This is a genomic window from Streptomyces sp. NPDC059092, assembly GCF_042756365.1.
GTDB lineage: Bacteria > Actinomycetota > Actinomycetes > Streptomycetales > Streptomycetaceae > Streptomyces.
Genome location: NZ_JBHZEJ010000004.1, coordinates 106,462 through 129,238, shown reverse-complemented (window position 1 = coordinate 129,238; position 22,777 = coordinate 106,462). Strand labels below are relative to the sequence as shown.

Here is a 22,777-nt window from a genome sequence, read left to right as displayed (position 1 = left end):
GGACGCGCGCTCTTCTCGCACGGCTCCCTGTACGGCTCTGTAAAAAATGTACAGGACGTACAGACCGTTAGAATGGGCAGCATGGCCTACGAGATTCCGGTGACGCAAGCCCGGGCAGAACTCGCCGATCTGATCAACCGCGTCGTCTACGGCGGCGAGCGCGTGGTCGTGACCCGCCACGGGAAGCCGCTGGTCGCGCTCGTCTCCGCCGCTGACCTGGAACGACTGGAGAGCGAACCCGAGGAGGCGGAGGAGGCGGAGGAGCGTGTCATCAGCTCGGTCTCGGCGATCCGCGCCCTGTCGTCCGCTCAGGGCGAACCGCGCCGGTTCGGCATCGCCGCCGAACACCGCCCCGACCGCCGCCCGGAGGGTGGCGAGCGCCCTCCGGGGCCCGGCAGGTGACGCCTTCGCGGTGGCCGGGGTGACGGGTCTCCGGGGCGGAGGTCTTCGCCTCGGCGGTCCGCGGCGCGTGGCGGTCTTCGTCTCGGCGGTCTTCGTATACGGGCCGGGCGCGCCGGGAGGTCGCCGGGCGCGTGAGTTAACGCGTCGGAAAAACTTCCGCCCTACGGTGCGGTCCCACGGGTGGGGAGAATCGCGACCACCGTTCAACAAAGTGTTGATGTTGGTTAGGATCGCGCTGCGCCCGGCCGGAACCGGGCCGGAGACGATGAGGTGGAAGCGTGCAACTGACCCCGCACGAGCAGGAGCGCCTGCTCATCCATGTGGCGGCGGACGTCGCCGACAAGCGCCGCGCGCGCGGACTGCGGCTCAACCACCCCGAGGCGGTCGCCCTGATCACCTCGCACATCCTCGAAGGCGCCAGGGACGGCCGCACCGTCGCCGAACTGATGGCGTCGGGACGCCAGGTCCTCGGCCGCGGCGACGTCATGGAGGGCATCCCCGAGATGATCCACGACGTCCAGGTGGAGGCCACTTTCCCCGACGGCACCAAGCTCGTCACCGTCCACGACCCGATCGTCTGACGGGGGAGCGCCGATGATCCCCGGAGAGATCCTGTACGCCGACGAGCCCGTGGCCCTCAACGAGGGGCGCGAGGTCACCCGGCTCACCGTCGTCAACACCGCCGACCGGCCCGTCCAGGTCGGCTCCCACTACCACTTCGCCGAGGCCAACCCCGGCCTGGAGTTCGACCGGGCCGCCGCCCGGGGCAAGCGGCTGCACGTCGCCGCAGGCACCGCCGTCCGCTTCGAACCCGGCGTCCCCGTCGCCGTCGCACTCGTACCCCTCGCCGGTCTGCGCGTCGTGCCCGGCCTGCGCGGGGAGACCGGAGGTCCCCTCGATGGCTGACGCGCCAGAGCCGAAGAATGCGCCAGGGCCGAAGGAAGCGGCGGGGCCGAAGGAAGCGACGGGGCCGCTGGGGCGATCCGTACGGTACGAGCTGTCCCGCGCCCGGTACGCCGACCTCTTCGGCCCCACCACCGGCGACCGGATCCGGCTCGCCGACACGGACCTGCTGGTCGAGATCGAGGAGGACCGCTGCGGCGGCCCCGGACGCGCCGGGGACGAGGCGGTGTTCGGCGGCGGCAAGGTGATCCGTGAGTCGATGGGCCAGGCCCGTACGACCCGGGCCGAGGGCGCGCCCGACACCGTGATCACCGGCGCCGTCGTCATCGACCACTGGGGCATCGTCAAGGCCGACATCGGCATCCGGGACGGCCTGATCACCGGCATCGGGAAGGCCGGCAACCCCGACACCATGGACGGGGTCCACCCCGACCTGGTCATCGGTCCCGAGACCGAGGTCATCGCGGGCAACGGACGGATCGTCACCGCCGGCGCGATCGACGCGCACATCCACTTCATCTCCCCGACCATCGTGGACCAGGCGCTCTCGTCCGGGGTCACCACACTCGTCGGCGGCGGCACGGGACCGGCCGAGGGCACCAAGGCCACCACCGTCACACCCGGATCCTGGCATCTCGCCCGGATGTTGGAGGCGTTGGAGACCTTCCCCGTCAACATCGGCCTGCTCGGCAAGGGCAACACGATGTCCCGCGACGCGATGCACGCCCAACTGCGCGGCGGGGCGCTCGGGTTCAAGATCCATGAGGACTGGGGCGCCACACCCGCCGTCATCGACGCCTGCCTCCGGGTCTGCGAGGAGAGCGGCGCCCAGCTCGCCATCCACACCGACACACTCAACGAGGCGGGCTTCGTCGGGGACACCCTCGCCGCCATCGCCGGACGCACCGTCCACGCGTACCACACCGAGGGCGCGGGCGGCGGGCACGCACCCGACATCATCAGTGTCGTCTCCGAGCCGTACATCCTGCCCAGCTCCACCAACCCGACCCGGCCGCACACCGTCAACACCATCGAGGAACACCTCGACATGCTGATGGTCTGCCACCACCTCAACCCGGCCGTACCCGAGGACCTCGCCTTCGCGGAGTCCCGGATCCGGCCCTCCACCATCGCGGCCGAGGACATCCTGCACGACCTCGGGGCCATCTCGATCATCTCCTCCGACTCCCAGGCCATGGGGCGGGTGGGGGAGGTCATCATGCGGACGTGGCAGACCGCGCACGTGATGAAGAAGCGCCGCGGCGCCCTGCCCGGCGACGGCCGCGCCGACAACCACCGGGCCCGCCGCTACATCGCCAAATACACCATCAACCCGGCCGTCGCGCAGGGCCTCGACGGACGCGTCGGCTCCGTCGAGACCGGCAAGCTCGCGGACCTGGTGCTCTGGGATCCGGCGTTCTTCGGGGTGAAGCCGCAGCTCGTCCTCAAGGGCGGCCAGATCGCGTACGCGCAGATGGGCGACGCCAACGCCTCCATCCCCACCCCGCAACCGGTGCTGCCCCGTCCGATGTTCGGGGCCCTGGGGCGGGCCGCGGCGGCCACCTCCCTCAACTTCGTCTCCCAGGCGGCGATCGAGGACGGGCTGCCCGAACGCCTCGGCCTGGCCAAGGAGTTCGTACCGATCCGCAACACCCGGCGGATCACCAAGGCCGACATGCGGGAGAACGACGCGCTCCCGCGCGTGGAGGTCGACGCCGACACGTTCACGGTACGGATCGACGGCGAGCCGGTGGAGCCCGCGCCCGCCGCCGAACTCCCGCTGGCCCAGCGCTACTTCCTCTTCTGATGGTTGGGATGGCTCCGATGACGGTCCTCACGAAGGTCGGCCGCACGGGTCGGCGGGGAGGTCCGCGATGAGCCGGGCCGCCCTGCTTGTCCTCGCCGACGGCCGGTTCCCCGCCGGCGGCCACGCCCACTCCGGCGGCGCGGAACCGGCCGTCACGGCGGGCCGGATCCGTGACGCCGAGGACCTGGCCGCCTTCTGCCGGGGGCGGCTGGGCACCACCGGGCTCACCGCGGCGGCGCTCGCCGCGGCGGCGGCCCGGGGCCTGGACCCGCTGGAACTGGACGAGGCCGCCGACGCCCGTACCCCCGCGCCCGCCCTGCGGACCACCGCGCGCCGGCTCGGCCGCCAGCTCCTGCGCGCCGCCCGCGCCACCTGGCCGAGCGCGGAACTGGAAGCGCTCGCCGCCGCCCGCCCGCGCGGCGCGCACCAGCCCGTCGTGCTCGGGCTGACCGCGCGCGCGGCGGGCCTCACCCCCCTGGACGCCGGGTACTGCGCGGCGTACGAGAGCGTCAGCGGCCCCGCCACGGCGGTCGTACGGCTGCTCGGGCTCGACCCCTTCGAGGCCGTCGGCGTCCTCGCCCGGCTCGCGCCCGCGCTCGACGAGGTCGCCGCCCAGGCCGCGGCGTGCGCGGAACGGGCCGTGGACGAGGGGACCGGTGCGCTGCCCGCCCCCTCCGCGCCCCTGCTCGACATCATGGCGCAGGCCCACGCGGAGTGGCCGGTCAGGCTGTTCGCCTCATGAGCCCGTGAGTCCCACCCCCGAAGCCTGCCCCGCCCACTCCCGAAGCCTGCCCCGCCCACCCCCGAAGCCCGCCCCGCCCTACTCCGAAGCCTGCCCCGCCCTACTCCGAAGCCCCCGCGCCGCGCCCGTACATCCCCCTCACACACCGGAGCCGCACCATGCACCTCGACCACGGCCACGCGGGCCCGGCGGCCCTCTCCGCCGACGCCGTACGCCCCGACGGACGCCGTCGCGCCCTGCGCATCGGCCTCGGCGGGCCCGTCGGCTCCGGCAAGACGGCGACCGTCGCCGCGCTCTGCCGCACCCTGCGGGACCGGCTCTCCCTCGCCGTCGTCACCAACGACATCTACACCCGCGAGGACGCCGCGTTCCTCCTGCGGCACGCCGTCCTGCCGCCCGAGCGCATCCAGGCCGTGGAGACCGGCGCCTGCCCGCACACCGCGATCCGCGACGACATCTCCGCCAACCTCGAAGCCGTCGAGGACCTGGAGGACACCGTCGGACCGCTCGACCTGATCCTGGTCGAGTCCGGCGGTGACAACCTCACCGCCACCTTCTCCAAAGGCCTCGTGGACGCCCAGATCTTCGTCATCGACGTGGCGGGCGGCGACGACATCCCGCGCAAGGGCGGCCCCGGCGTCACCACCGCGGACCTCCTCGTCGTCAACAAGACCGACCTCGCCCCCTACGTCGGCTCCGACCTCGGCAGGATGGCCCGCGACGCCGAGGAACAGCGCGGCGAACTGCCCGTCGTCTTCACCTCGTTGAAGAGCGAGGACGGCGTGCGGCCCGTCACCGACTGGGTGCTCGGCCGGCTCGCCGACTGGACCGCGTGAGCGTCCGCGCCACCGCCCGGATCGTCGCCACCCGCGCCGGGCTGCCCGTACTGACCGGTGAGGGGCCGCTCGCGCCGCGCCGCACCCGGGCCACCGGCCCCGGCAGCCGCGTCACCCTCGTCGGCGCCATGAGCGCACCGCTCGGCGGCGACCGGCTCGCCGTCGAGGCCGAGGTGCGGGACGGGGCCACGCTGACCGTCGACGCCGCCGCCGCGACCGTCGCCCTGCCCAGCAGGGTGCCAGAACCCGCCCACTACGACGTGCGGCTGACCGTGGGGGACCACGCGGAGCTGCGCTGGCTGCCTGAGCAGCTCATCTCCGCGTACGGCAGCGAGCTGCGTATGCGCACCCAGGTCGAACTGGCCCCCACCGCCCTGCTGGTGCTGCGCGAGGAGCAGATCCTCGGCCGCCACGGCGAGGCCCCCGGCACCCTGTTCAGCCGGCTCGCGGTACGGCGCGCGGGCCGCCCCCTCCTCGACCAGGAACTCTCCTACGGGCCCGGCGCGCCGGCCGGCTGGGACGGCCCCGCGGTCCTCGCCGGACACCGCGCCGTCGGCCAACTCCTCGTCGTATCACCCGGGTTCGAGCAGATGCCCGTAACGCCGCTGCTGCTCGGCGACACCGCCGTACGCACCCCGCTCGCCGGGCCCGGCGCGCTCGTCACGGCGGTCGCACCGGACGCGCTGCTCCTGCGGCGCGTCCTGGACGAGGCGCTGGCCGACCTCCTCGACGGCCTGCCCGGCAGGCCGCCCGCCGACCGGCCCGAGGGCCTTCCGTACGACACCGGAGCAGTGGCGTACCGCTGAGCGGAACGCGACTCACCGGTTATTGGTTAGGTAAAGAAATCCCCATCCGGCCTGTTCTCAGCCACCTCACAGGCGAAAGGATCCGGGAAGCTCGCACGAAACAGCGCCGCCGCGCAGGCGGCGCTCCATAGGGGGAGGTACCACGTGAGACGCACCGCAGTGCTCGGCTCGGCAGGCACACTGCTCGCCGGCACGCTCATAGCGGGCGCCATCGCCGCTCCGGCGGCGACCGCCGACGGCCGCGGGCAGGGCGACCCGGCGGCGTACGGCGCGACCGTCGCCGCCGAGCGGGCCGCGAAGAAGGGCATCGACTGGCAGGACTGCCCGGCCGACTGGGCGCTGGAGAAGCCCATCCAGTGCGGCTACGTCAGCGTCCCGCTCGACTACGCCAAGCCCCACGGCCGGCAGATCAAGATCGCCGTCGACCGGATCGGCTCCACCGGCACCAAGGACGAACGCCAGGGCGCGCTGATCTACAACCCCGGTGGCCCCGGCGGCTCCGGCCTGGCCTTCCCACGCCGCGTCGTCACCAAGAACGCCGTCTGGGCCGACGCGGCCAAGGCGTACGACTTCGTCGGCTTCGACCCGCGCGGTGTGGGCCGCTCGACGCCGATCTCCTGCATCGACCCGCAGGAGTTCGTCAAGGCCCCGAAGGCCGACCCCGTCCCCGGCAGTGAGGCCGACAAGCGCGCCCAGCGTAAGCTGGCGGCCGAGTACGCGGACGGGTGCAAGGAGCGCAGCGGCTGGATGCTGCCGCACATGACGACCCCCAACACCGCACGTGACCTGGACGTCGTCCGGGCCGCCCTGGGCGAGAAGAAGCTCAACTACGTGGGCGTCTCCTACGGCACCTACCTCGGCGCGGTCTACGGCACCCTCTTCCCGACGCATGTGCGCCGCATGGTCGTCGACAGCGTGGTCAACCCGTCGAAGGAGAAGATCTGGTACCAGGCCAACCTGGACCAGGACGTCGCCTTCGAGACCCGCTTCACGGACTGGCTGGAGTGGGTCGCCAAGAACGACGCCACCTTCCACATCGGTGACACCACGGCCAAGGTGCGCGAGCAGTGGGACACCCTGCGCGCCGCCGCCAAGAAGAGCCCGCTGGGCGGTGTGGTCGGACCCGCCGAACTCCTCGGTGTGTTCCAGAGCGCCCCGTACTACGACTCCTCGTGGGTGCCCACCGCCACCCTCTGGAGCAAGTACGTCGCCGGAGACCCGCAGCCGCTCATCGACGCCGGCTCGCCCGACCTCTCCGACACCGTGGGCAACGCCAAGTCGGAGAACGGCAACGCCGTCTACACCGCCGTCGAGTGCACCGACGCCAAATGGCCGACGAGTTGGCGGAAGTGGGACCGGGACACCACCCGGCTCCACCGCGATCACCCGTTCCTCACCTGGTCCAACACCTGGATGAACCTGCCGTGCGCCACCTGGGGCGTCAAGCAGCAGACCCCGGTGGAGGTGAAGACAGGCAAGGGGCTGCCGCCGGTGCTGATCACCCAGTCCACCCGGGACGCCGCCACGCCGTACGGGGGCGCCGTCGAACTGCACAAGCGGTTCAAGGGATCGCGGCTGATCACCGAGCGCGACGCCGGTTCGCACGGCATCACCAACCTGGTGAACCCGTGCGTCAACGACCGGGTGAAGGCCTACCTCCTGACGGGCGCGGTGGACCGCGCGGACGTGACGTGCGCCCCGCACGCCACGCCCAAGCCGTAGCGGTAACCGTGACCCGGTGAAGGGGGCGGCCGGCGAGAATCCGGCCGCCCCCTTCACCCTGCCCGGCCCTCGAACGCCCACCGTGCACGGCTCATTGCCCGCGCTCCAGCCAGGCGTCCTCCGCCGCGTACCCGAAGAGCGCGTCCCGGCCGTACGTCGTGACCATCCGGGGGAAGGCTTCCTCCCACCCCCGCTCGCGCACCTGTCCGGCCAACCACGCGACGGTCTCCGGCAGCGACTCGACGTACCCCGTCACGGCCCGGTAGCCCAACTCCCGCTCGGCCGCGGCCATGTCGTAGACGATCGGATGCTCCAGGCTCCACGGCGTATCGCCGACACCCCCGTCCGGCGGAGCCCCCTCCAGCAGCACCGTCCTGGTCTCCCGGCCCATCACCGTGTCGATGGCCGCACCGATCTCCGCCACCGTCGGCGCCTGCGGATCCCCGGCGTTCAGCACCCGCGAGCCGGGCCGCAGCGCCGCCAGCCTGATCAGCTCCGCGACGTTCGACACATGCACCGGATGGAAGCGGCTCCGGCCGCCGTACGCCAGCACCCGCCGCCGGCGGCCGTCCAGCAGCCGCTGCACGAAGTACAGCTCACGCGGGGAGCGGCTGTACGGGCCGTGGATCGCGCCCGCCCGCAGCAGCGTTACCGGCAGCCTGTCGCCCGCCGCGAGCAACTCCCGCTCCAGCAGCACCTTCCGGGTGGCGTACGTCCCCTCACCGGGCGCCACCGTACGCTGCGTCTCGGGGACCGGCACCGGAAGCCGCGGGGCACCGGCCGGGCCGCCCTGCGTGTCGAGGCTGCGGCCCTCGTCGTCCTCGTACACCGCGCCGCTGGAGATCACCACGGCCGAACCGACCCGCCCCGCCAGCGAGGTGAGCTGCCGTGCATGGGCTCCGCCGAACGCCGTCACGTCCACGAGGACGTCGCACCCGTCACCCACCACCGCGGCCAGCGCCGCGTCGTCGTCCCGGTCCAGCCGTACGGCCCGCACCTCCCCGGGCCGGTGCTCGTCCACACCCCCGCCGAGCGAGGCCGCGCACACCTCCCAGCCGTCCATGGCGAGCGCCCGCACCGCGGCGCGCCCCACCTGCCCTGTCGCACCGATCACTACCGCGTTTCCCCTGGTCATAAGAGGAACGCTAGGGGCGGGGACGTCCGTGGCCCAGAGACTTTCACCGGTGGCGGATCTGCTCTCAGCGACGCGAGCGGGGGAACTTCCTGGGCGGCGCGGCCTTCGCCTGCTCCGCCTTCACCTCGGCCGCGTACCGGTCGACGTACTCCTGCCCGGACAGCCCGAGGATCGCGTACATGATCTCGTCGGTGACCGCGCGTACCGCCGCCTTCTGGTTCTCCATCCCGGCGTAGCGCGAGAAATCCAGGGGCTCACCGAACCGGATGGTGACCTGCCGGATCCTCGGCAGGACCTGCCCCGGCGGCTGGATCTCGAAGGTCCCGACCATCGCGCACGGCACCACCGGCACCTGCGCCTTGATCGCCATCACCGCGACCCCCACCTTGCCCTTGTAGAGCCGGCCGTCGTGCGAGCGGGTGCCCTCCGGGTAGATCCCCAGCAGCTCCTCCTCGGCGAGCACACCCAGCCCCTCCCGGATGGCCGCCCGCCCCGCCTCCTTGCCCGAGCGGTCCACCGGGATCTGCCCGGCGCTGCGGAAGAAGAAGGCCGTCAGCCGCCCCTTGACCCCGGGCCCCGTGAAGTATTCGGCCTTGGCGAGGAAGGTGATACGCCGTTTGATGATGGCGGGCATCAGGAAATGGTCGGAGAAGGAGAGATGGTTCCCGGCGACGATCGCCGCACCATCGGCGGGGATGTGCTCCAGTCCCTCGATCCTGGGCCGGAAGAGCAACCGCAGCAGCGGTCCCAGCAGCACGTATTTCAGCACGTAGTAGAACAAGGGGAGCGCTCCTCACTGGCCCGACCTGGCCACAGGACGGCGTTGTCCCAGGTCAACGGGGTTCCGGCGGACGCAAGTGTATGTGCGGGCGTCGTCGGTTGTAACCGGAAGGGACCGGCTGAGCCAACTGCCACGAGAAACGTGTCAGGGCCGGCACGTGCCCGAAGGCGGCGGCGTCGTCACCGGTCGTGCTGGTGCCGGGAGGAGTCCGGACGGTTCTCGGACATGATCCCCCTCGGCCGTCGGCCAGTCGTCGGCCAGTCGCCGGGCAGCCGCAGGGCGTGGTCGCAGGGCGCCCGCGCGCGGTCCTCGTACCGATCGGTGAGCGCCTGACGGTCGTCCGCCCGTAAGCGTCGGCGTAGTTCGCCCGCTTCTTCTGTGTGCCTCACCCACCCCGTTACCTCCCCGCGAGCGGTGGAGAGTTCCGGCGATCCGGAACACACCGCCGCCCGCGCCCGAGGCGGGGCCGCCGTGGATTATCCGGCGTGCACCTTACGGTAGAGGTCGCCGTCGTAGAAGTCGGCGGGGTCGGGGTTCTGCTCCAACTGCTTGTTGTGGACGAAGAGATCGCCGAGCTTGCTCAGTGCGCGGGCGATCTCGCCGCTCTCGGTCTTCGCCACCAGATCGTCGGTGGAGAAGGCCTCGACGTGTGAGGCGTCGGCCTTCGCCTGTGCCTCACTGACCTTCAGCATCCCGGCCACGAGGGCGACGGACTCCTCGGGGTGTCGCGCCCGCCAGTCGTTGGCCTGCTGCAGGACCTTGACGACCTTGCTGTTCTTCGTCCCGGACACCTTGTTCCCGGCGACGAAGGCGGTCGGGAAGGCGTCCCCGGTCTCCTTGGTGCCGGCCACCTCCTCCAGCTTCGGGACCTTCTTCCTGATGGTGTCGATGGAGGGGTAGAAGATGCCGGCGCCGTCGATCTTTCCGGAGGTGAAGGCCGACACGACGGTGGAGGGGTCCATGGCGATCTTCTGGATGTCCTTCGTGGTCATCCCGGCCTTCTCCAGCGCGATGTTGAGGATCATGTCGCCGGACGTGCCCTCGGGCACGCCGACCCGCTTGCCCTTGAGGTCCTGCATCGTCCTGATGCCGGGCCGGCCGATGACACGGTCGGCGTAGGTGTACGTGTTGACGGCGATGACCTTCGCCTTGCCGGAGGCGGGCAGCCACATCGCGCCGGGGCCGATGTAGCCGTAGTCGAGGTCGCCGGAGCCCAGCGCCTGGATCTGCACCGGCCCGTTGTTGAACACCTTCGTCCTCGCGGTGAGGCCCTGCTTCTTCCACAGCCCCTGATGCTCGGCGATGGCCAGCAGGCTGGCGCCGTTGTAGTCGCCGATGTAGCCGAAGTCGACCGTGTCGTCGTCGGAGGCGCTGCCGGAGCACGCGCTCATGGTGAGGGTGAGGGCTGTGACGGAGAGGAGCGCCGACAGGGCGCGACGGAGGGTGTTTCCGGGCATGGCGAAGGTGTCCTAACGGGAAAAGGGGGAGAAAGGAGCGCGGGCAGAGGCCCGGCCGGACCGGAGCGCACAGTCCTGACCGGAGGGCGCGGCCTTGCGGCTACGTGACGGGAGCGGTGGTCTCCTGGTGGTGTACGGAGGTCCACACCGCGTTCCGGATCCGCCGGAACTCCGCGGAGAGCCGGATCTCCTCGGTACGGGGGTAGGGCAGGTCCACGTCGATCACACGGTGGACACGGCCGGGCCCGGCGGCCATGACCACCACCCGGCCGGCCAGGTACACCGCCTCGTCGACGTCGTGGGTGATGAACAGCACGGTCCGCTTCTCGCGGCTCCACGTCGCCAGGAGCTGGTCCTGCAACTGCACCCGGGTGAGGGCGTCGAGGGCCCCGAACGGCTCGTCCATGAGCAGGACCAGCGGGTCCACCGCGTACGCGCGGGCGATGGCGCAGCGCTGTTTCATGCCGCCCGAGAGCGTCTTCGGCAGGGCGTCCGCGAAGTCGTCGAGCCCGACCAGGGCGATGGCGCGGTCGGCCCGGCGGCGCCGCTCCCCGGCGGGGAGGGAGGCGATCCTGAGACCGAACTCCACGTTCTGACGTACCGTCAGCCAGGGGAAGAGGGCGTACTGCTGGAAGATCACCCCCCGGTCGGGCCCGGGCCCGGTCACCGGCTCGCCGTCCACCAGCACCCGGCCCGAGGTGGGCTCCTGGAGGCCGGCGGCCATGCTCATCAGGGTGCTCTTGCCGCAGCCTGAGGGGCCGACGACGGTGACGAACTCCTGGTCGGCGATGTCCAGGGACACCCCGTTCAGAGCGGTGAACTCGGCCCCTTTGAGCGGGAAGGTCTTCACCACGTCCTGGAAGCTGATCTTGGTCTTCATCGTCGCTCCTGCCAGCCGGTGAGCCGTCGTTCGGCGAGCAGCAGCAGCCGGTCCATGAGCAGGCCGAGCGCGCCGATGGTGATCAGGGACACGAAGATGGTGTCCATCTCGAACCAGGTGGACGCCTTCTGCATGCGGTAGCCCAACCCCTCCTGCGCGCCGATCAGTTCGGCCGCGACCACCGTGGCCCACGAGGCGCCGAGGCCGATGCGCATCCCGACGAGGATGAACGGTGTGGAGGCCGGGATGACCACTTTGGCGAAGATGACCCGGTCGGACGCGCCCAGGACCCGGGCGGCGTTGATGAGGGTGCGGTCCACGTCGACGACGCCCTGGAAGGAGGCGACGACACAGGCCATGAAGGAGGCGAGGCAGATCACCGCGATCTTCGGGACCTCGCCGATTCCGAGCAGCACCACCGTCAGTGGGATGAGCGCGAGCGGTGGGATGGTGCGGAAGAACTGGACGTACGGCTCGACGACGGCGCGCACCGGCGGATACCAGCCCATGAGGAAGCCCACGGGCACGGCCGCGATCACACCGAGGGCGTAGCCGAGGAAGACCCGGCGCAGGCTGGCGAGCGTATCGGTCGCCAGGGTGCCGTCGGCGGCCATGTCCCCGGCCTTGCGCGCCACGGCCTGCGGCGTCGGCAGGTTCTCGACCAGCCCCAGCGCGGCCACGACCGCCCAGACGAGGACACCGGCCAGGAGAGCGAGGACGTTGAGGACCAGCGGCCGTCGCCGGGGGCGGCGTTCGGCGCGCCGCGGGGCCCGGGCCGCGGCGGTCTTCTCCGGAGGGACGGTCACGGCCATGGGTGCCTGCCTGGTTTCACGCGTGCTCCTCGGTGACGGGCTGCGGATAACGGGAGAGCAAAGGGGATTCGCGCAGGACGAGGGCGATACCGCCCAGCGAGCTGCCGGCGTCGCCGAGCGTGGCGCGGCGTACGCGCACCCGGTGGCTGACCATCGGCATCACCTGGGTGCGCAAGGCCCGCTCCACCGGCTCGAACAGGGCGGGTCCCGCCTGGGCGAGTTCACCGCCGATGACGATGACACCGGGGCCGACCGCGTTGCACACGGCGGCCAGTACGGTGCCGATGGCGGTGCCGGTACGGTCCAGCACCGCCAGCGCGCGCGGGTCGCCGGACGCGGCGGCGGCCAGGAACCCGGAGATGTCCTCGGCCCGGCCACCCGCCGAGCGATAGCGGTGCAGTACGGCGTCGAGGGAGGCGACGGTCTCCAGACAGCCGGTGCCGCCGCACTCGCACGGCGCCCCGTCGGGGTCGACGGTGATGTGGCCGAACTCGCCCGACATGCCGTACGTCCCGCGGTGCAGCCGGCCGCCCACGACCAGACCGCCGCCCACGCCGTGGGAGAGCCGCAGATAGAGAACATCTCCGCCGTCGGAGGCCGCGCCCCACACGGCTTCGGCGAGGGCGGCGAGTCTGGTGTTGTTGTCGAGCAGCACCGGGACGCCGAACCGCTCGTGGAGCAGTACGGACAGGCCGTCGGTGCCGCGTCCCCGGGAGGCCGGGTCCGTACCGTCGGCGTCGATGACCGGGCCGACCACGCCCACCCCGATCGCGCTGAGCAGGCCGAGCCGGAGCGTGCCGCGCCGGGCGGCGCGGTCGGCGGGCCTGCCACCCGGGGGAGGGCCGCCGAGCGAGCCGAGGAGGCGTTCTGCGATGTCGGCCCGCTGGGGCCAGGTGAGGCCGGGTGCGTGCGCCTCGCTGGCCGAACCGATCACCTCATGGGCGACGTTGACCGCCGAGACATGGATGGCGCGGCGGGCGAAGTCGATGCCGATCGCCTCCCCGGCGTCCGGGTTGAGGCTGAGCTTCTCGACCGGCCGACCGCGTCTGCGCACCTCCGCCCGCGGTGTCGAGGCGACCACCGCGCCGCCGTCCACGAGGCCGGCGACGATGTCGTACAGGGTGGTCCGGGACAGGCCGCAATGCGTGGACAACTCGGCCCGGGTGAGTGGGCCGTGCTTGCGGAGGAGGTCGAGAACGGACTGCTCATGGCTCTTGCGCAGCCGCGTCAGCGGACCGTCGTGTGCCTGCATGCCGAACAGCATGGGGAGCGCCACGTTTTTCGTCAATGATCCGGAACAAAGGAATTTCCGGCCCCGTCCGGCGGGTAGGGAGTGGGCACGGGGCCCCGCACCGCGCCTTAGCTGCGGTGTACGGCCTGCGGCGGGCAGGGGAGCGGCGGCCGGAGACATGATTATTGTTCGCACCATTGACATAAATCTTGTGAGGGCCGGAGCATGCCTCGCGTAGGACCGGTCAAGATCGCCCCTCCTCCCCGTCGTTCCGCCTTCGCCGCCCCGACGATCCGCCGCTTCCCACCGCCCTCGCCGACCCCACCGCTCCCATCGACCCTGCCGCTCCCACCGACCCCGTAACGACCGAACCGAAAGGGTCCCCGTGCGCCCCAACATGCTCTTCCTCATGACCGACCAGCACCGGGTGGACACCCTCGGCGCCTACGGCAACCCCCATGTCCGTACCCCGAACCTGGACCGGCTCGCGGCCGAAGGCACCCGCTTCGACCGCTGCTACACGCCCACCGCGATCTGCACCCCCGCCCGCGCCAGCCTCCTCACCGGGGCCGCGCCGTTCCGCCACAAGCTGCTGGCCAACTACGAGCGCAATGTCGGCTATCTGGAAGACCTCGCCGACGACCAGTTCACCTTCGCCGGGCAACTCAGCTCCGAGGGATACCGGTTGGGGCTGATGGGCAAGTGGCACGGGGGAGTGCGGCGGACCGCCGCCGACTACGGCTTCGAGGGCCCCGACCTGGCGGGCTGGCACAACCCGGTGGACCACCCGGACTACCTCGCCTACCTGGAGGAGAACGGCCTGCCGCCGTACCGCATCACCGACCCCGTACGCGGCACCACACCCAACGGCAGCCCTGGCAACCTCCTCGCCGCCCGCCTCCACCAGCCGGTGGAGGCGACCTTCGAGCACTACCTCGCCACCCGCACCATCGAGATGCTGCGCCGCTGGGTGGCGGACGGGGTGGGAACGCCGCCCGGGGAGACCGCGGCGGGATCGGGGACCGGCTCGGAACGGCCGTTCTTCCTGGCCACCCACTTCTTCGGTCCGCACCTGCCGTACATCCTCCCCGAGGCGTACTACGACCTGTACGATCCCGCCCTCGTCGAACTGCCCGCCTCGATGAGCGAGACCTTCGCGGCCAAGCCACCGGTGCAGAGCAACTACAGCAAGCTGTGGGCCTTCGACACGATGCCGCTGGAGGAGAGCCGCAAGCTGATCGCCGTCTACTGGGGGTACGTGACCCTCATCGACGAACAGATCGGACGGATCCTCGACGCGGTCCGCGAGCTGGGCCTGGAGGAGCACACGGCCGTGTTCTTCACCGCGGACCACGGCGAGTTCACCGGCTCCCACCGGCTGCACGACAAGGGCCCGGCGATGTACGAGGACATCTACCGGATCCCCGGCTTCCTGAAGGTCCCCGGCGCGCCGAGCGGCCAGGTCCGCGACGAGTTCGTCTCGCTGACCGACTGCACCGCCACCATCCTCGACCTCGCCGGGAGCGACACCGGCCCGGCCGTCGACAGCCGCAGTCTGCTTCCGCTGGCCGCCGGCGAGCGGCCGGAGTGGGACGAGCACCACCTCGCGGAGTTCCACGGCCACCACTTCCCGTACCCCCAGCGCATGTTGCGCACCCGCCGCTACAAGCTGGTGGTCAACCCCGAGTCGCTCAACGAGCTGTACGACCTGCGCACCGACCCCGACGAACTGCACAACCGCTACGATCACCCCGAACTGCGCGACGTGCGGGCCGAACTGACCCGCAGGCTCTACCACCTGCTGCGCGAGCGGGGCGACAACTTCTTCCACTGGATGACGCCGATGTACGACGTGGAGACCGATTACGACACCACGCTCTCGGCCTTCGAGAGCGAACCCGGTGGCGACCCCGCGCCGGTGGGGGTGCGGGAGGAGCACGCGTGAACCCGGCGGAGTCCGACGCGGAAACCGTGGCCCGCTCCTGCTGCGCGCCCGCGCGTCGGCCGGCCGAAGCCGTAGCAGAGGCTGAAGCAGAGGCCGAAGCCGAAGCCGCGCATGGGGGTGCGGCCTCGGTCTCGGTCTCGGTGGCGACTGCCTCGGAGGCGGTCGTGGCCGAGGCGTACCGGACACCGGTCGAGCTGCCCGGCGGCACGTTCCGGATGGGCAGCGAGGACAGCGACGTGAACCCCGGCGACGGGGAAGGACCGGTCCGCGAGACCACCGTCGCCCCGTTCGTCCTGGACGCCCACGCCGTGACCAACGCGCGCTTCGCCGCCTTCGTCGGGGCGACCGGCCACCGTACCGAGGCCGAACACTTCGGGTGGAGCTACGTCTTCGCGGCGTTCCTGCCCGAGCAGCTGCGCGAGACGTCACCGAGCCCGGCCGCCACCCCGTGGTGGCGCGGTGTGGAGGGCGCCCGCTGGGACACGCCGGAGGGGCCCGGCAGCGCGTTGGACGGGCGCTGGGACCACCCGGTCACCCACGTGAGCTGGGCGGACGCCGCCGCCTTCTGCGCCTGGGACGGCGGGCGTCTGCCGACCGAGGCGGAGTGGGAGTACGCGGCGCGCGGAGGGCTCGACCAGGCCCGCTATCCGTGGGGCGACGAGCTCACCCCCGGCGGGGCACACCGCTGCAACATCTGGCAGGGCACGTTCGCGGACACCGACACCGCCGAGGACGGGTACGCGGGCACCGCTCCGGTGCACGCCTACCCGCCCAACGGCTTCGGGCTGTTCAACGTCTCGGGCAACGTCTGGGAATGGACCGCGGACCCCTGGCACCCGAGGGCGCCGGGGCTGCGGGCGATGCGTGGCGGCTCGTACCTCTGCCACGACTCGTACTGCAACCGCTACCGCGTCGCCGCACGCACCGCCAACACCCCGGACAGCACCACGGGCAACCTCGGCTTCCGGGTGGCCCGTTCCGCTCCCTGAGCCCCCGTCCGCTCCGTTCCCCGAGCCCCCCGTCCGCGTGCTCAGTCGCCGCTCGTACGGCTCCGGTCGGGGCGCTGGACGTACAGGCGGTTGCCCTTCGGGCCTGTCCACTCCAGCCGTACGACCCCGGCCACGGCGGCGTCCGCGATACGCGACGGGTGCGACCAGTAGCCGAAGTTCGGGTTGCGGAAGAACGTCCCCCACAGGTCGCCGCGGCTGTCCACGAAGAAGTTGTTGTGGCCGGCGGCGACCCCCGCGGTCCAGCGCTTGGAGTACGGTCCCTCGAACCTGTCCGCCACGGCGACGATCGCGTCGTACTGGTACTGCACCCGTCCGTCGCCGGGCGGCTCGTACGCGTATCTCGGGCTGCCGTCGGATTCGATCGAGGTCCGGTCCCACGCGGCGTGCAGGAGGTAGTACTTGCCGCCGTGCTTGAACACGTACGCGCCTTCGAGGTACGGCTCGGGCGTGTACGGCGTCTGCCGGAACGTGGGGAGGTTCGTCGTGGTGACGATGTCCTCCATGTCGGGCCGGAACTTCGCGTACAGGTCGTTGTGGAGCACGAGCCAGGCGTTGTCCCCCTCGGAGTAGAGGCTGCCGTCGATGTGGTGGTAGGCGCCGGGCTCGATGAACGACGGCCCACCGATGAACGAGTCGCCGAACGGCTTGTCGAGGTTGCCCTCGACGAGCCGGTACGGGCCCTCCACGCCGCCCTCGCTCACCAGCATGAACGAGCCGACCTTCCGGGAGTGGTCGCCCATGCACGCGACCATGTACCACTTGCCGCGGAAGTAGTGGAGTTCCGGGGCCCAGGCCTGACCGCGCTTGCCGAACCGGTCGTCGTACCAGTACTCCTGCCACGGAGCGACCACCGTACGACCGGGCCGGTTCTCGCCGACGAACTCGGGCGACCACACCTTCCCCTTCTCGGCGCCGGGCCGGATACGGGTCGTGTCGGCCAGTTTCCACGGTCCCCGCAGGGACCGGGACACCCACACGAAGATGCCGTCGTTCCACGGGCCGGCCGCTTCCAGCCCGGGTACCCGGGTGGTGCCCGTGGCCACGTACAGCGGACGGCCGTCGACGACGAAGCAGTTGACGTAGGTGTCCCGCATCCAGACCTGGCCGCGCGCCCTGTCGCGGGGGCGCAGTTCGAGCGGGAGGACGAAGGAGTTGTCCTCGCGCGGCCACAGGTCCGACCCGGGGTCCGCGAGGCCGTACGGCTCCAGGGTGGGCCGGTTGGACGGATAGCGCCCGCCCGGCGCGCCCTGCGACGGCGCCGTCCGCGCCGGCCCGGTCTCCGCGGGCGTCGCCTGCGCGGTGGCCGCGGGCAGTACCGCCGTCACCGCCAGGGAGCCGGCGACCCCGGCCAGCAGGGACCTCCGGTCGACCTGCGACTCGCTCTCGGAACTGGTCATCAGTCACGCCCTTCTCAGTCGTCCAGGATGCCGGTGCCCTGCCGGAAAGCCGTCCTGGGGTGGCATGCCGTCCAGCATGCGAAGGCGCGCTGAATTTCGTCAACTCCCCGGAAAATTAATCCGGGGGCGTCCCCCGCTCCGGCGGACCCGGACCCGGACCCGGCCAGTCGCTGAGCAGGAGTGCGGAGCATGAGAGTGGACAGGAGCGTGGGCATGGGCATGGACGAAGCCTCTGGGGCCAGTTGGCCTCGGAGGCTTGTCCATGGCTGTATCGAGCCGTTATGCGACCGCGAATTCCGAAGGTACGGTCACTCCGGCGTCGTTGGCCGCCACGACGACGTCCTGCACCACTGCCGAGTCGGTCTCGTTCTGCGCCAGCGTGTCCCAGATCGAGGAACCGGTTGCCCCGATGAGGCACCCGGCCACTGCCCCGGCGTATGCGGCAGCTGTCACGGCCCCCGCTTCCGCCGCGATGGTGCCGAGTCCTGTGAATCCCGTCGCCTCCAAAGCCGTCAGCGTGACCTCCATGCCTCCGGCGGCCTCCGCGGCATGATGGAGTTCCTCAAGGAAGTGGAGAACCTCTTCTGCCGAGTCCACCGCCTCCGCAGGCGTTGGCAGGCTGGAGCTGTGCATGCAAAACGTGAACTCGCTTTCAAAACTCATGACATCCCCTTGGTTCGTTTGCCCCCGTCCGTGTCCGTGTCCGTGCCCGGCCGACGGCGATGCCGGTCATTCCTCGCGCTCGAGAATGGGCTCACCGGGTCCGGGTCCGGGTCCGGGGTCTGGTCCGGGTCCGGGGTCAGGTCCGGGTCCGGGGTCAGGACCGGGTCCGGGGTCAGGACCCGGATCGGGGCCCGGTCCGGGGTCTGGTCCGGGTTCCGGTCCGGGTTCGGGACCGGGTTCGGGTCCGGGTTCGGGTCCGGGTTCCGGTCCGGGTTCCGGTCCGGGGTCAGGTCCGGGTCCGGGTTCGGGTCCGGGTTCGGGTCCGGGTCCTGGGTCAGGACCGGGTTCGGGCCCCGGGTCTGGACCAGGGTCTGGACCAGGGTCTGGTCCGGGTTCTGGACCAGGGTCAGGACCCGGATCGATCGTGTTCGCGACCGTGGTCACGGTGTCGGCCGACTGCTTCAGCGTGTTGTCAGCAGCAGAGATCGCCAGCCCCAACGGCGCGGCGCTCGCCCCCAGGAAGGCGATTCCCACGTCAACAGCCACACGGCCTATTGCAACGAACGCAGCCACGATCGCACTCAGAGCCGCGGCAATGCTTGAGAGACTGCCAACGTTCGCCCTGCCGATCATGTCGAATGCCTTCTCGGCTGCGGCTTCTGCGTCTATCACGTGCTGAAGCACGACCGCGGCCGCACTGCCGAGAACGCCACCGTTCTGGGCAAGAGAGGTCTGCAGGTCCTGAACACGGCCCTTCACATCCTGCATCGACTTACCCTGGGCGACCGAGCTGAGCACGTTCGCGAACGACGTGCCGATGTCGCCGATTTGAGGATTGACGGCGCGTTGAGCAACCTCTCCGATCTGCTCGGCCAGCTTGCCCGATTGATTCAGCCTGTCCTGGACCAGTTGCGCGTCCGGTGAACCTGAAACAGGGACCTGAAAGAGTGTTACGGTGCCGTTGGACATGGCCCCTTCCCTTCTCTCACTCGATGGTTTTCGATCTCCGATCGAGGACGCGGACCTCACCGGTTGCCGAGCCGGAATCCAATTCGCACAGCGTTGCAAGTACCTGCTCCACGCTGACGATTCCGGGGAAGGTGTTGGGAGCGATGACGTTCACCCGCACTCCCGCCGGTTCGAGTTCCAGGGCCAGGTGACGGCTCGCCATGGTTAGGGCGGCTTTGCAGGAACTGTAGCCGATCTGACCTGAATCGGGATAAACGTTGAACGCTGCCACCGATGACAGGTTGACGACGTTCCGATTGGCTCGGCGATTTTCCTCGGGGGTCGCGTGCCATGATTTTCGGTACATCTCTGCGACAACCTGAAGAGGGCGCACGACATTGATGGTCAACTGACGGGGAAGTCGCTCAAGGAATTCGAGCGAGGTACCTGGCCCCCAGTCGTAGTGCACAGCGCTGTTGACGACGAGGTCGATGTGGCCGAAGGCGGCAAGGGCGAGCTCCACAATGCGCTCGCTGCTGGTCGGATCGGCCAGGTCGGCGGCGATCGGATAGAAGTGCGTGCGTATTTCGGGGGCGGGTCGGTCCGGTGCCAGGGGATCGATCACCCGCTCCTGTCGCCGCACCTCCGTTGAATTACCGTTACGGTACACCGCGGCTATACGGTAGCGTGCGCCGAGATGCTGGCAGAAACTCCTTCCCATTCGTCCTCCGGCGCCCAGGAGCAGGCACACCCTCGATTCGTTTCCGAGTTCCTGGCCAGTCATCTCCGCTGCCCCCTTGGCCACGACGCGATCGCCTGCTCACCCCAGCGGCCAGCCGCGTCCTCTTTGGGGCGGTGCCACCACAAGACCAATGAGTTGCGTGGTCTACGGCTCTCCAGATACGTATGAAAAGAACGAGGCGTGCACTCGAAGGCGAGCATGGAGTTGTCCTTCGGAGGTACCAGGGCGGCCGGTTCCGTGACGGGAACGGTGTTGCTGAGATAGAGCCCCGTTTCACCACCGTGCCCCGGGAACCATGGTCCGTTGTCCAAGTAGTAGATGAGCGCCAGGGCGCGCACCATCTCCACGACCTCCACACCGGATTCCTGCGTCGCCCCGGATTGGTAATTGCATTGCGTGGAGTCCGAAAGATTCACCGTGGCGTCAGGTGAAGGGCTGGATGACCGGGCAGGGAACCACCCCGGACTGAGGTCGTTGTGTACGCGACCACTTCGGGCTCCGGGTTTATGGTGATGTAGGCCTGCGTCGACGTCACAGGTGAGGGGCGCACCGGAAACAGCTGACATCAGCCGACGGAACTCCGCTGAGAAGAAGACGTCGAAGGATCCTCGGTAGCCCGGGCGGAAGCTGTGTCCCGTTGCGTCGTAGCCGGGCATGTTCCGCTGGAATCCATTCCCATCGGGCGCGCCGAGCAGGTGACGGAACTCCGCAATCATCTGCTCGTACCGCGTTGGGGTGAAAACAGACTCAGCCCATATGTGACGGAACGGGAACTCCCGCAACAGCCATCGGCGACCGTCCAGAAGTTGATTCAGATCGGTTCGCATGGCCCACCCTCCAGCTTGTCGACTCAAGCGATACAGATCAGGGAGAGGCGCTCAATTCAGTCTCGTGCAGCCCGGGTGGACTCGCAACCGGGGTCGACCGCGACGTCGTACGCGGGTGGAACCACATGAACTCCCCCTCGAAAACGACCGAAGCGGCCATGCCGAGCACGCCCCGTGCGCCCACCACCGCGCCCCGTGCCCCGCACATCGGGCCGTTTCCTCGACCTGGGCGAAGAAGCACCGCTGCGCGGGCACGTGGCCGGTCGCCGTGATGTGGTTCGCCGCGCCCCGCGGTATGCCGGTGTCCCCTCCGGGCAGTGGGTGACGGGCGAGTTCCCACTCCAGGTACGTGTTGTACGGGCGCGGTCGGCGGTCGAGGGCGAAGAGCGGTTCCAGCGGGAACCGGAGGCTGCCGGCGGCGTCCGGGCGAGCGGGTGTCCGTCCCGGGCGTTCTTGACATAGTGGTAGCGGGAGTTGGCGCCGAGGCGCCGCCGACCTGGCCGGCGGTCAGGACGAGGACCAAGGGCCGCCGCCGGTTGTCGGCAGCCCGGTGCCGGTCCTCATCGGCGTCGGCCTGGGCCATCAGCTGATCCAGACGAAAGGGCCTAGGGTCTTTCGTTTGGATCTGGCCGGGTCAGGGAGCGCCCGCCGCGTCAGCGGCTGATGTGGCCCGTTGGTGCCGTGGATCGCAAGGCGGAGGAGGGAGGCGACGCGGGAGCGGATGGGGTCTCCCCTGGTCGAGCGAAGCCGAGACCTTGGGGATGCGTGACGACAACGCCGCGAGGCGCGGCCCGCCGCGTCAGCGGCTGATGTCACTGCGGGCGCGCGAGCCTGGCAAGATCCAAACGAGAGGCCCTAGCCCTTGAGCGGACCGCCGTTGATGGCGACGCGCTGGCCGTAACGGCTGTACGGGTAGTAGTCGTACGTCGCGTGGTGCTGCACACAGCGGTTGTCCCAGAACACCAGTGTGTTGGGCGCCCAGCGGACCCGGCAGCTCAGCAGGGGCCGGTTGGGCACCACGTCGAAGAGCATGCCGAGCACGGCCCGGCTCTCGTCGTGGGACAGCTGGGGGATCCGCGCGGTGTACGCCCGGTTCACGTACAGGATCTTCCGGTCGGTCTCCGGGTGGCGCACCACCAGCGGATGTTCGCTCTTGGGGACCACGTAGCCCGGTGGCGGAGTCTGCCCCTGGAAGGCGACGAGACCGTCGTGCACGGCGGTCACACCGTCGAGGAGAGCGCGCAGGGCGGGGGACAGCATCTCGTAGGCGAGGTGCATGTTGGCGAACAGGGTGTCGCCCCCGCTGCCCGGCTCCGGCACCTGGGTCAGATAGAGCATGGAGCCGAGGGAGGGCTCCGCGTCGGCGGTGCCGTCGGCGTGCCAGCCGTTGCCGGCCACGTTGGCCGCCTCGGCGCTGGTGCTGATCTCCAGGATGTACGGATCGCCTTCGGGTGGCGGCGGGTTGACCGGGCGCAGCTCGCCGAAGTGACCGGCGAAGCGCTTGTGGTCCTCCTGCGTGAGGACCTGGTCGCGGAAGACCAGCACATGGTGGTCGAGGAACGCGTCCTTCACCTCGGCCAGTTGCTCCTCCGACAGCTCCCGCGAGAGATCGACGCCGGAGACCTCGGCACCGATGACGGGGGTGAGGGAAGCCACCTCCAGGGTGCGGTACTCCTTCGGGGGCCTGGTGGTGACGCGTGCGAGCGCTTCCAGTTCGTAACTCTCCACAAC

23 protein-coding genes are annotated in these 22,777 nt (G+C 70.4%); 11 read left to right on the top strand and 12 right to left on the bottom strand.

The window, feature by feature from the left end; genetic code table 11:
• The first annotated feature begins 81 nt into the window (after nt 1-81).
• The 8 genes from ACFXPL_RS04190 to ACFXPL_RS04155 all read left to right on the top strand — a co-directional run bounded on the left by ACFXPL_RS04190 (nt 82) and on the right by ACFXPL_RS04155 (nt 7,218).
• Entirely contained in the window at nt 82-402 is a 321-nt protein-coding gene (locus tag ACFXPL_RS04190) for a type II toxin-antitoxin system Phd/YefM family antitoxin (RefSeq protein ID WP_384912161.1), read from the top strand.
• 278 nt (nt 403-680) lie between these two features.
• Nucleotides 681-983: an urease subunit gamma gene (locus ACFXPL_RS04185; RefSeq protein ID WP_384912158.1), complete on the top strand. Its 303-nt coding sequence runs from the start codon at nt 681-683 to the stop codon at nt 981-983.
• Between the two features lie 13 nt (nt 984-996).
• Nucleotides 997-1,308, top strand: coding sequence for an urease subunit beta (locus ACFXPL_RS04180; protein ID WP_384912156.1), 312 nt, complete (start codon nt 997-999; stop codon nt 1,306-1,308).
• Nucleotides 1,301-3,112: an urease subunit alpha gene (locus ACFXPL_RS04175; protein ID WP_384912153.1), complete on the top strand. Its 1,812-nt coding sequence runs from the start codon at nt 1,301-1,303 to the stop codon at nt 3,110-3,112. The genes ACFXPL_RS04180 and ACFXPL_RS04175 overlap by 8 nt, the downstream gene beginning before the upstream one ends.
• Before the next feature lie 67 nt (nt 3,113-3,179).
• Nucleotides 3,180-3,854: an urease accessory protein UreF gene (locus ACFXPL_RS04170; protein WP_384912150.1), complete on the top strand. Its 675-nt coding sequence runs from the start codon at nt 3,180-3,182 to the stop codon at nt 3,852-3,854.
• Between the two features lie 158 nt (nt 3,855-4,012).
• Nucleotides 4,013-4,690 (top strand): urease accessory protein UreG, encoded by a 678-nt coding sequence (gene ureG / locus ACFXPL_RS04165; RefSeq protein ID WP_384912147.1) that lies wholly within the window; start codon nt 4,013-4,015, stop codon nt 4,688-4,690.
• Nucleotides 4,687-5,496 carry an urease accessory protein UreD gene (locus ACFXPL_RS04160; RefSeq protein WP_384912144.1) on the top strand — a complete coding sequence of 270 codons (810 nt, stop codon included), beginning with the start codon at nt 4,687-4,689 and terminating at the stop codon, nt 5,494-5,496. The genes ureG and ACFXPL_RS04160 overlap by 4 nt, the downstream gene beginning before the upstream one ends.
• 144 nt (nt 5,497-5,640) lie before the next feature.
• Nucleotides 5,641-7,218, top strand: coding sequence for an alpha/beta hydrolase (locus ACFXPL_RS04155; RefSeq protein ID WP_384912141.1), 1,578 nt, complete (start codon nt 5,641-5,643; stop codon nt 7,216-7,218).
• A gap of 91 nt (nt 7,219-7,309) precedes the next feature.
• Here ACFXPL_RS04155 and ACFXPL_RS04150 read toward each other — a convergent pair whose 3' ends face one another.
• The 7 genes from ACFXPL_RS04150 to ACFXPL_RS04120 all read right to left on the bottom strand — a co-directional run bounded on the left by ACFXPL_RS04150 (nt 7,310) and on the right by ACFXPL_RS04120 (nt 13,547).
• On the bottom strand, nt 7,310-8,353 hold the full coding sequence (locus ACFXPL_RS04150) for an NAD-dependent epimerase/dehydratase family protein (protein ID WP_384912138.1): 1,044 nt from the start codon (nt 8,351-8,353) through the stop codon (nt 7,310-7,312).
• Nucleotides 8,354-8,417: 64 nt separating this feature from the next.
• On the bottom strand, nt 8,418-9,134 hold the full coding sequence (locus ACFXPL_RS04145) for a lysophospholipid acyltransferase family protein (RefSeq protein WP_384912135.1): 717 nt from the start codon (nt 9,132-9,134) through the stop codon (nt 8,418-8,420).
• A 179-nt stretch (nt 9,135-9,313) separates the two neighbouring features.
• Nucleotides 9,314-9,523 (bottom strand): hypothetical protein, encoded by a 210-nt coding sequence (locus ACFXPL_RS04140; RefSeq protein WP_384912132.1) that lies wholly within the window; start codon nt 9,521-9,523, stop codon nt 9,314-9,316.
• An 87-nt stretch (nt 9,524-9,610) separates the two neighbouring features.
• Complete coding sequence (locus ACFXPL_RS04135; protein ID WP_384912129.1) at nt 9,611-10,591, bottom strand: aliphatic sulfonate ABC transporter substrate-binding protein; 981 nt, start codon at nt 10,589-10,591, stop codon at nt 9,611-9,613.
• Nucleotides 10,592-10,691: 100 nt separating this feature from the next.
• Entirely contained in the window at nt 10,692-11,471 is a 780-nt protein-coding gene (locus tag ACFXPL_RS04130) for an ABC transporter ATP-binding protein (protein ID WP_384912125.1), read from the bottom strand.
• Nucleotides 11,468-12,283: an ABC transporter permease gene (locus tag ACFXPL_RS04125; protein WP_384912122.1), complete on the bottom strand. Its 816-nt coding sequence runs from the start codon at nt 12,281-12,283 to the stop codon at nt 11,468-11,470. Before ACFXPL_RS04125 ends, ACFXPL_RS04130 begins: the two co-directional genes overlap by 4 nt.
• A 16-nt stretch (nt 12,284-12,299) precedes the next feature.
• A complete protein-coding gene (locus tag ACFXPL_RS04120) occupies nt 12,300-13,547 on the bottom strand; it encodes an ROK family protein (protein WP_384912428.1) in 1,248 nt (415 codons plus the stop codon).
• 376 nt (nt 13,548-13,923) lie between these two features.
• On the opposite strand from ACFXPL_RS04120, the gene ACFXPL_RS04115 reads away from it, so the two are divergent.
• Together ACFXPL_RS04115 and ACFXPL_RS04110 are read left to right on the top strand one after the other, a co-directional pair.
• Nucleotides 13,924-15,459, top strand: coding sequence for a sulfatase-like hydrolase/transferase (locus ACFXPL_RS04115; RefSeq protein ID WP_384912119.1), 1,536 nt, complete (start codon nt 13,924-13,926; stop codon nt 15,457-15,459).
• Nucleotides 15,460-15,599: 140 nt separating this feature from the next.
• On the top strand, nt 15,600-16,448 hold the full coding sequence (locus tag ACFXPL_RS04110; RefSeq protein ID WP_384912425.1) for a formylglycine-generating enzyme family protein: 849 nt from the start codon (nt 15,600-15,602) through the stop codon (nt 16,446-16,448).
• A gap of 41 nt (nt 16,449-16,489) precedes the next feature.
• Here the strand turns inward: ACFXPL_RS04110 and ACFXPL_RS04105 are convergent, their stop codons facing one another.
• Together ACFXPL_RS04105 and ACFXPL_RS04100 are read right to left on the bottom strand one after the other, a co-directional pair.
• Nucleotides 16,490-17,866 (bottom strand): family 43 glycosylhydrolase, encoded by a 1,377-nt coding sequence (locus tag ACFXPL_RS04105; protein ID WP_384912116.1) that lies wholly within the window; start codon nt 17,864-17,866, stop codon nt 16,490-16,492.
• A 279-nt stretch (nt 17,867-18,145) separates the two neighbouring features.
• Entirely contained in the window at nt 18,146-18,529 is a 384-nt protein-coding gene (locus ACFXPL_RS04100) for a hypothetical protein (RefSeq protein ID WP_384912114.1), read from the bottom strand.
• Nucleotides 18,530-19,201: 672 nt separating this feature from the next.
• Between ACFXPL_RS04100 and ACFXPL_RS04095 the strand changes: the two genes are divergently transcribed.
• Complete coding sequence (locus ACFXPL_RS04095) at nt 19,202-19,453, top strand: hypothetical protein (protein WP_384912111.1); 252 nt, start codon at nt 19,202-19,204, stop codon at nt 19,451-19,453.
• A gap of 61 nt (nt 19,454-19,514) precedes the next feature.
• Here the strand turns inward: ACFXPL_RS04095 and ACFXPL_RS04090 are convergent, their stop codons facing one another.
• From ACFXPL_RS04090 to ACFXPL_RS04080, 3 genes are all read right to left on the bottom strand, one after another.
• The gene (locus tag ACFXPL_RS04090) at nt 19,515-20,261 is read right to left on the bottom strand and encodes an SDR family NAD(P)-dependent oxidoreductase (protein WP_384912108.1); all 747 of its coding nucleotides are present in this window, start codon (nt 20,259-20,261) and stop codon (nt 19,515-19,517) included.
• Entirely contained in the window at nt 20,258-21,046 is a 789-nt protein-coding gene (locus tag ACFXPL_RS04085; RefSeq protein WP_384912104.1) for a 2OG-Fe(II) oxygenase, read from the bottom strand. The genes ACFXPL_RS04090 and ACFXPL_RS04085 overlap by 4 nt, the downstream gene beginning before the upstream one ends.
• An 855-nt stretch (nt 21,047-21,901) precedes the next feature.
• Nucleotides 21,902-22,774, bottom strand: coding sequence for a TauD/TfdA dioxygenase family protein (locus ACFXPL_RS04080; RefSeq protein WP_384912101.1), 873 nt, complete (start codon nt 22,772-22,774; stop codon nt 21,902-21,904).
• Nucleotides 22,775-22,777 lie beyond the last annotated feature (3 nt).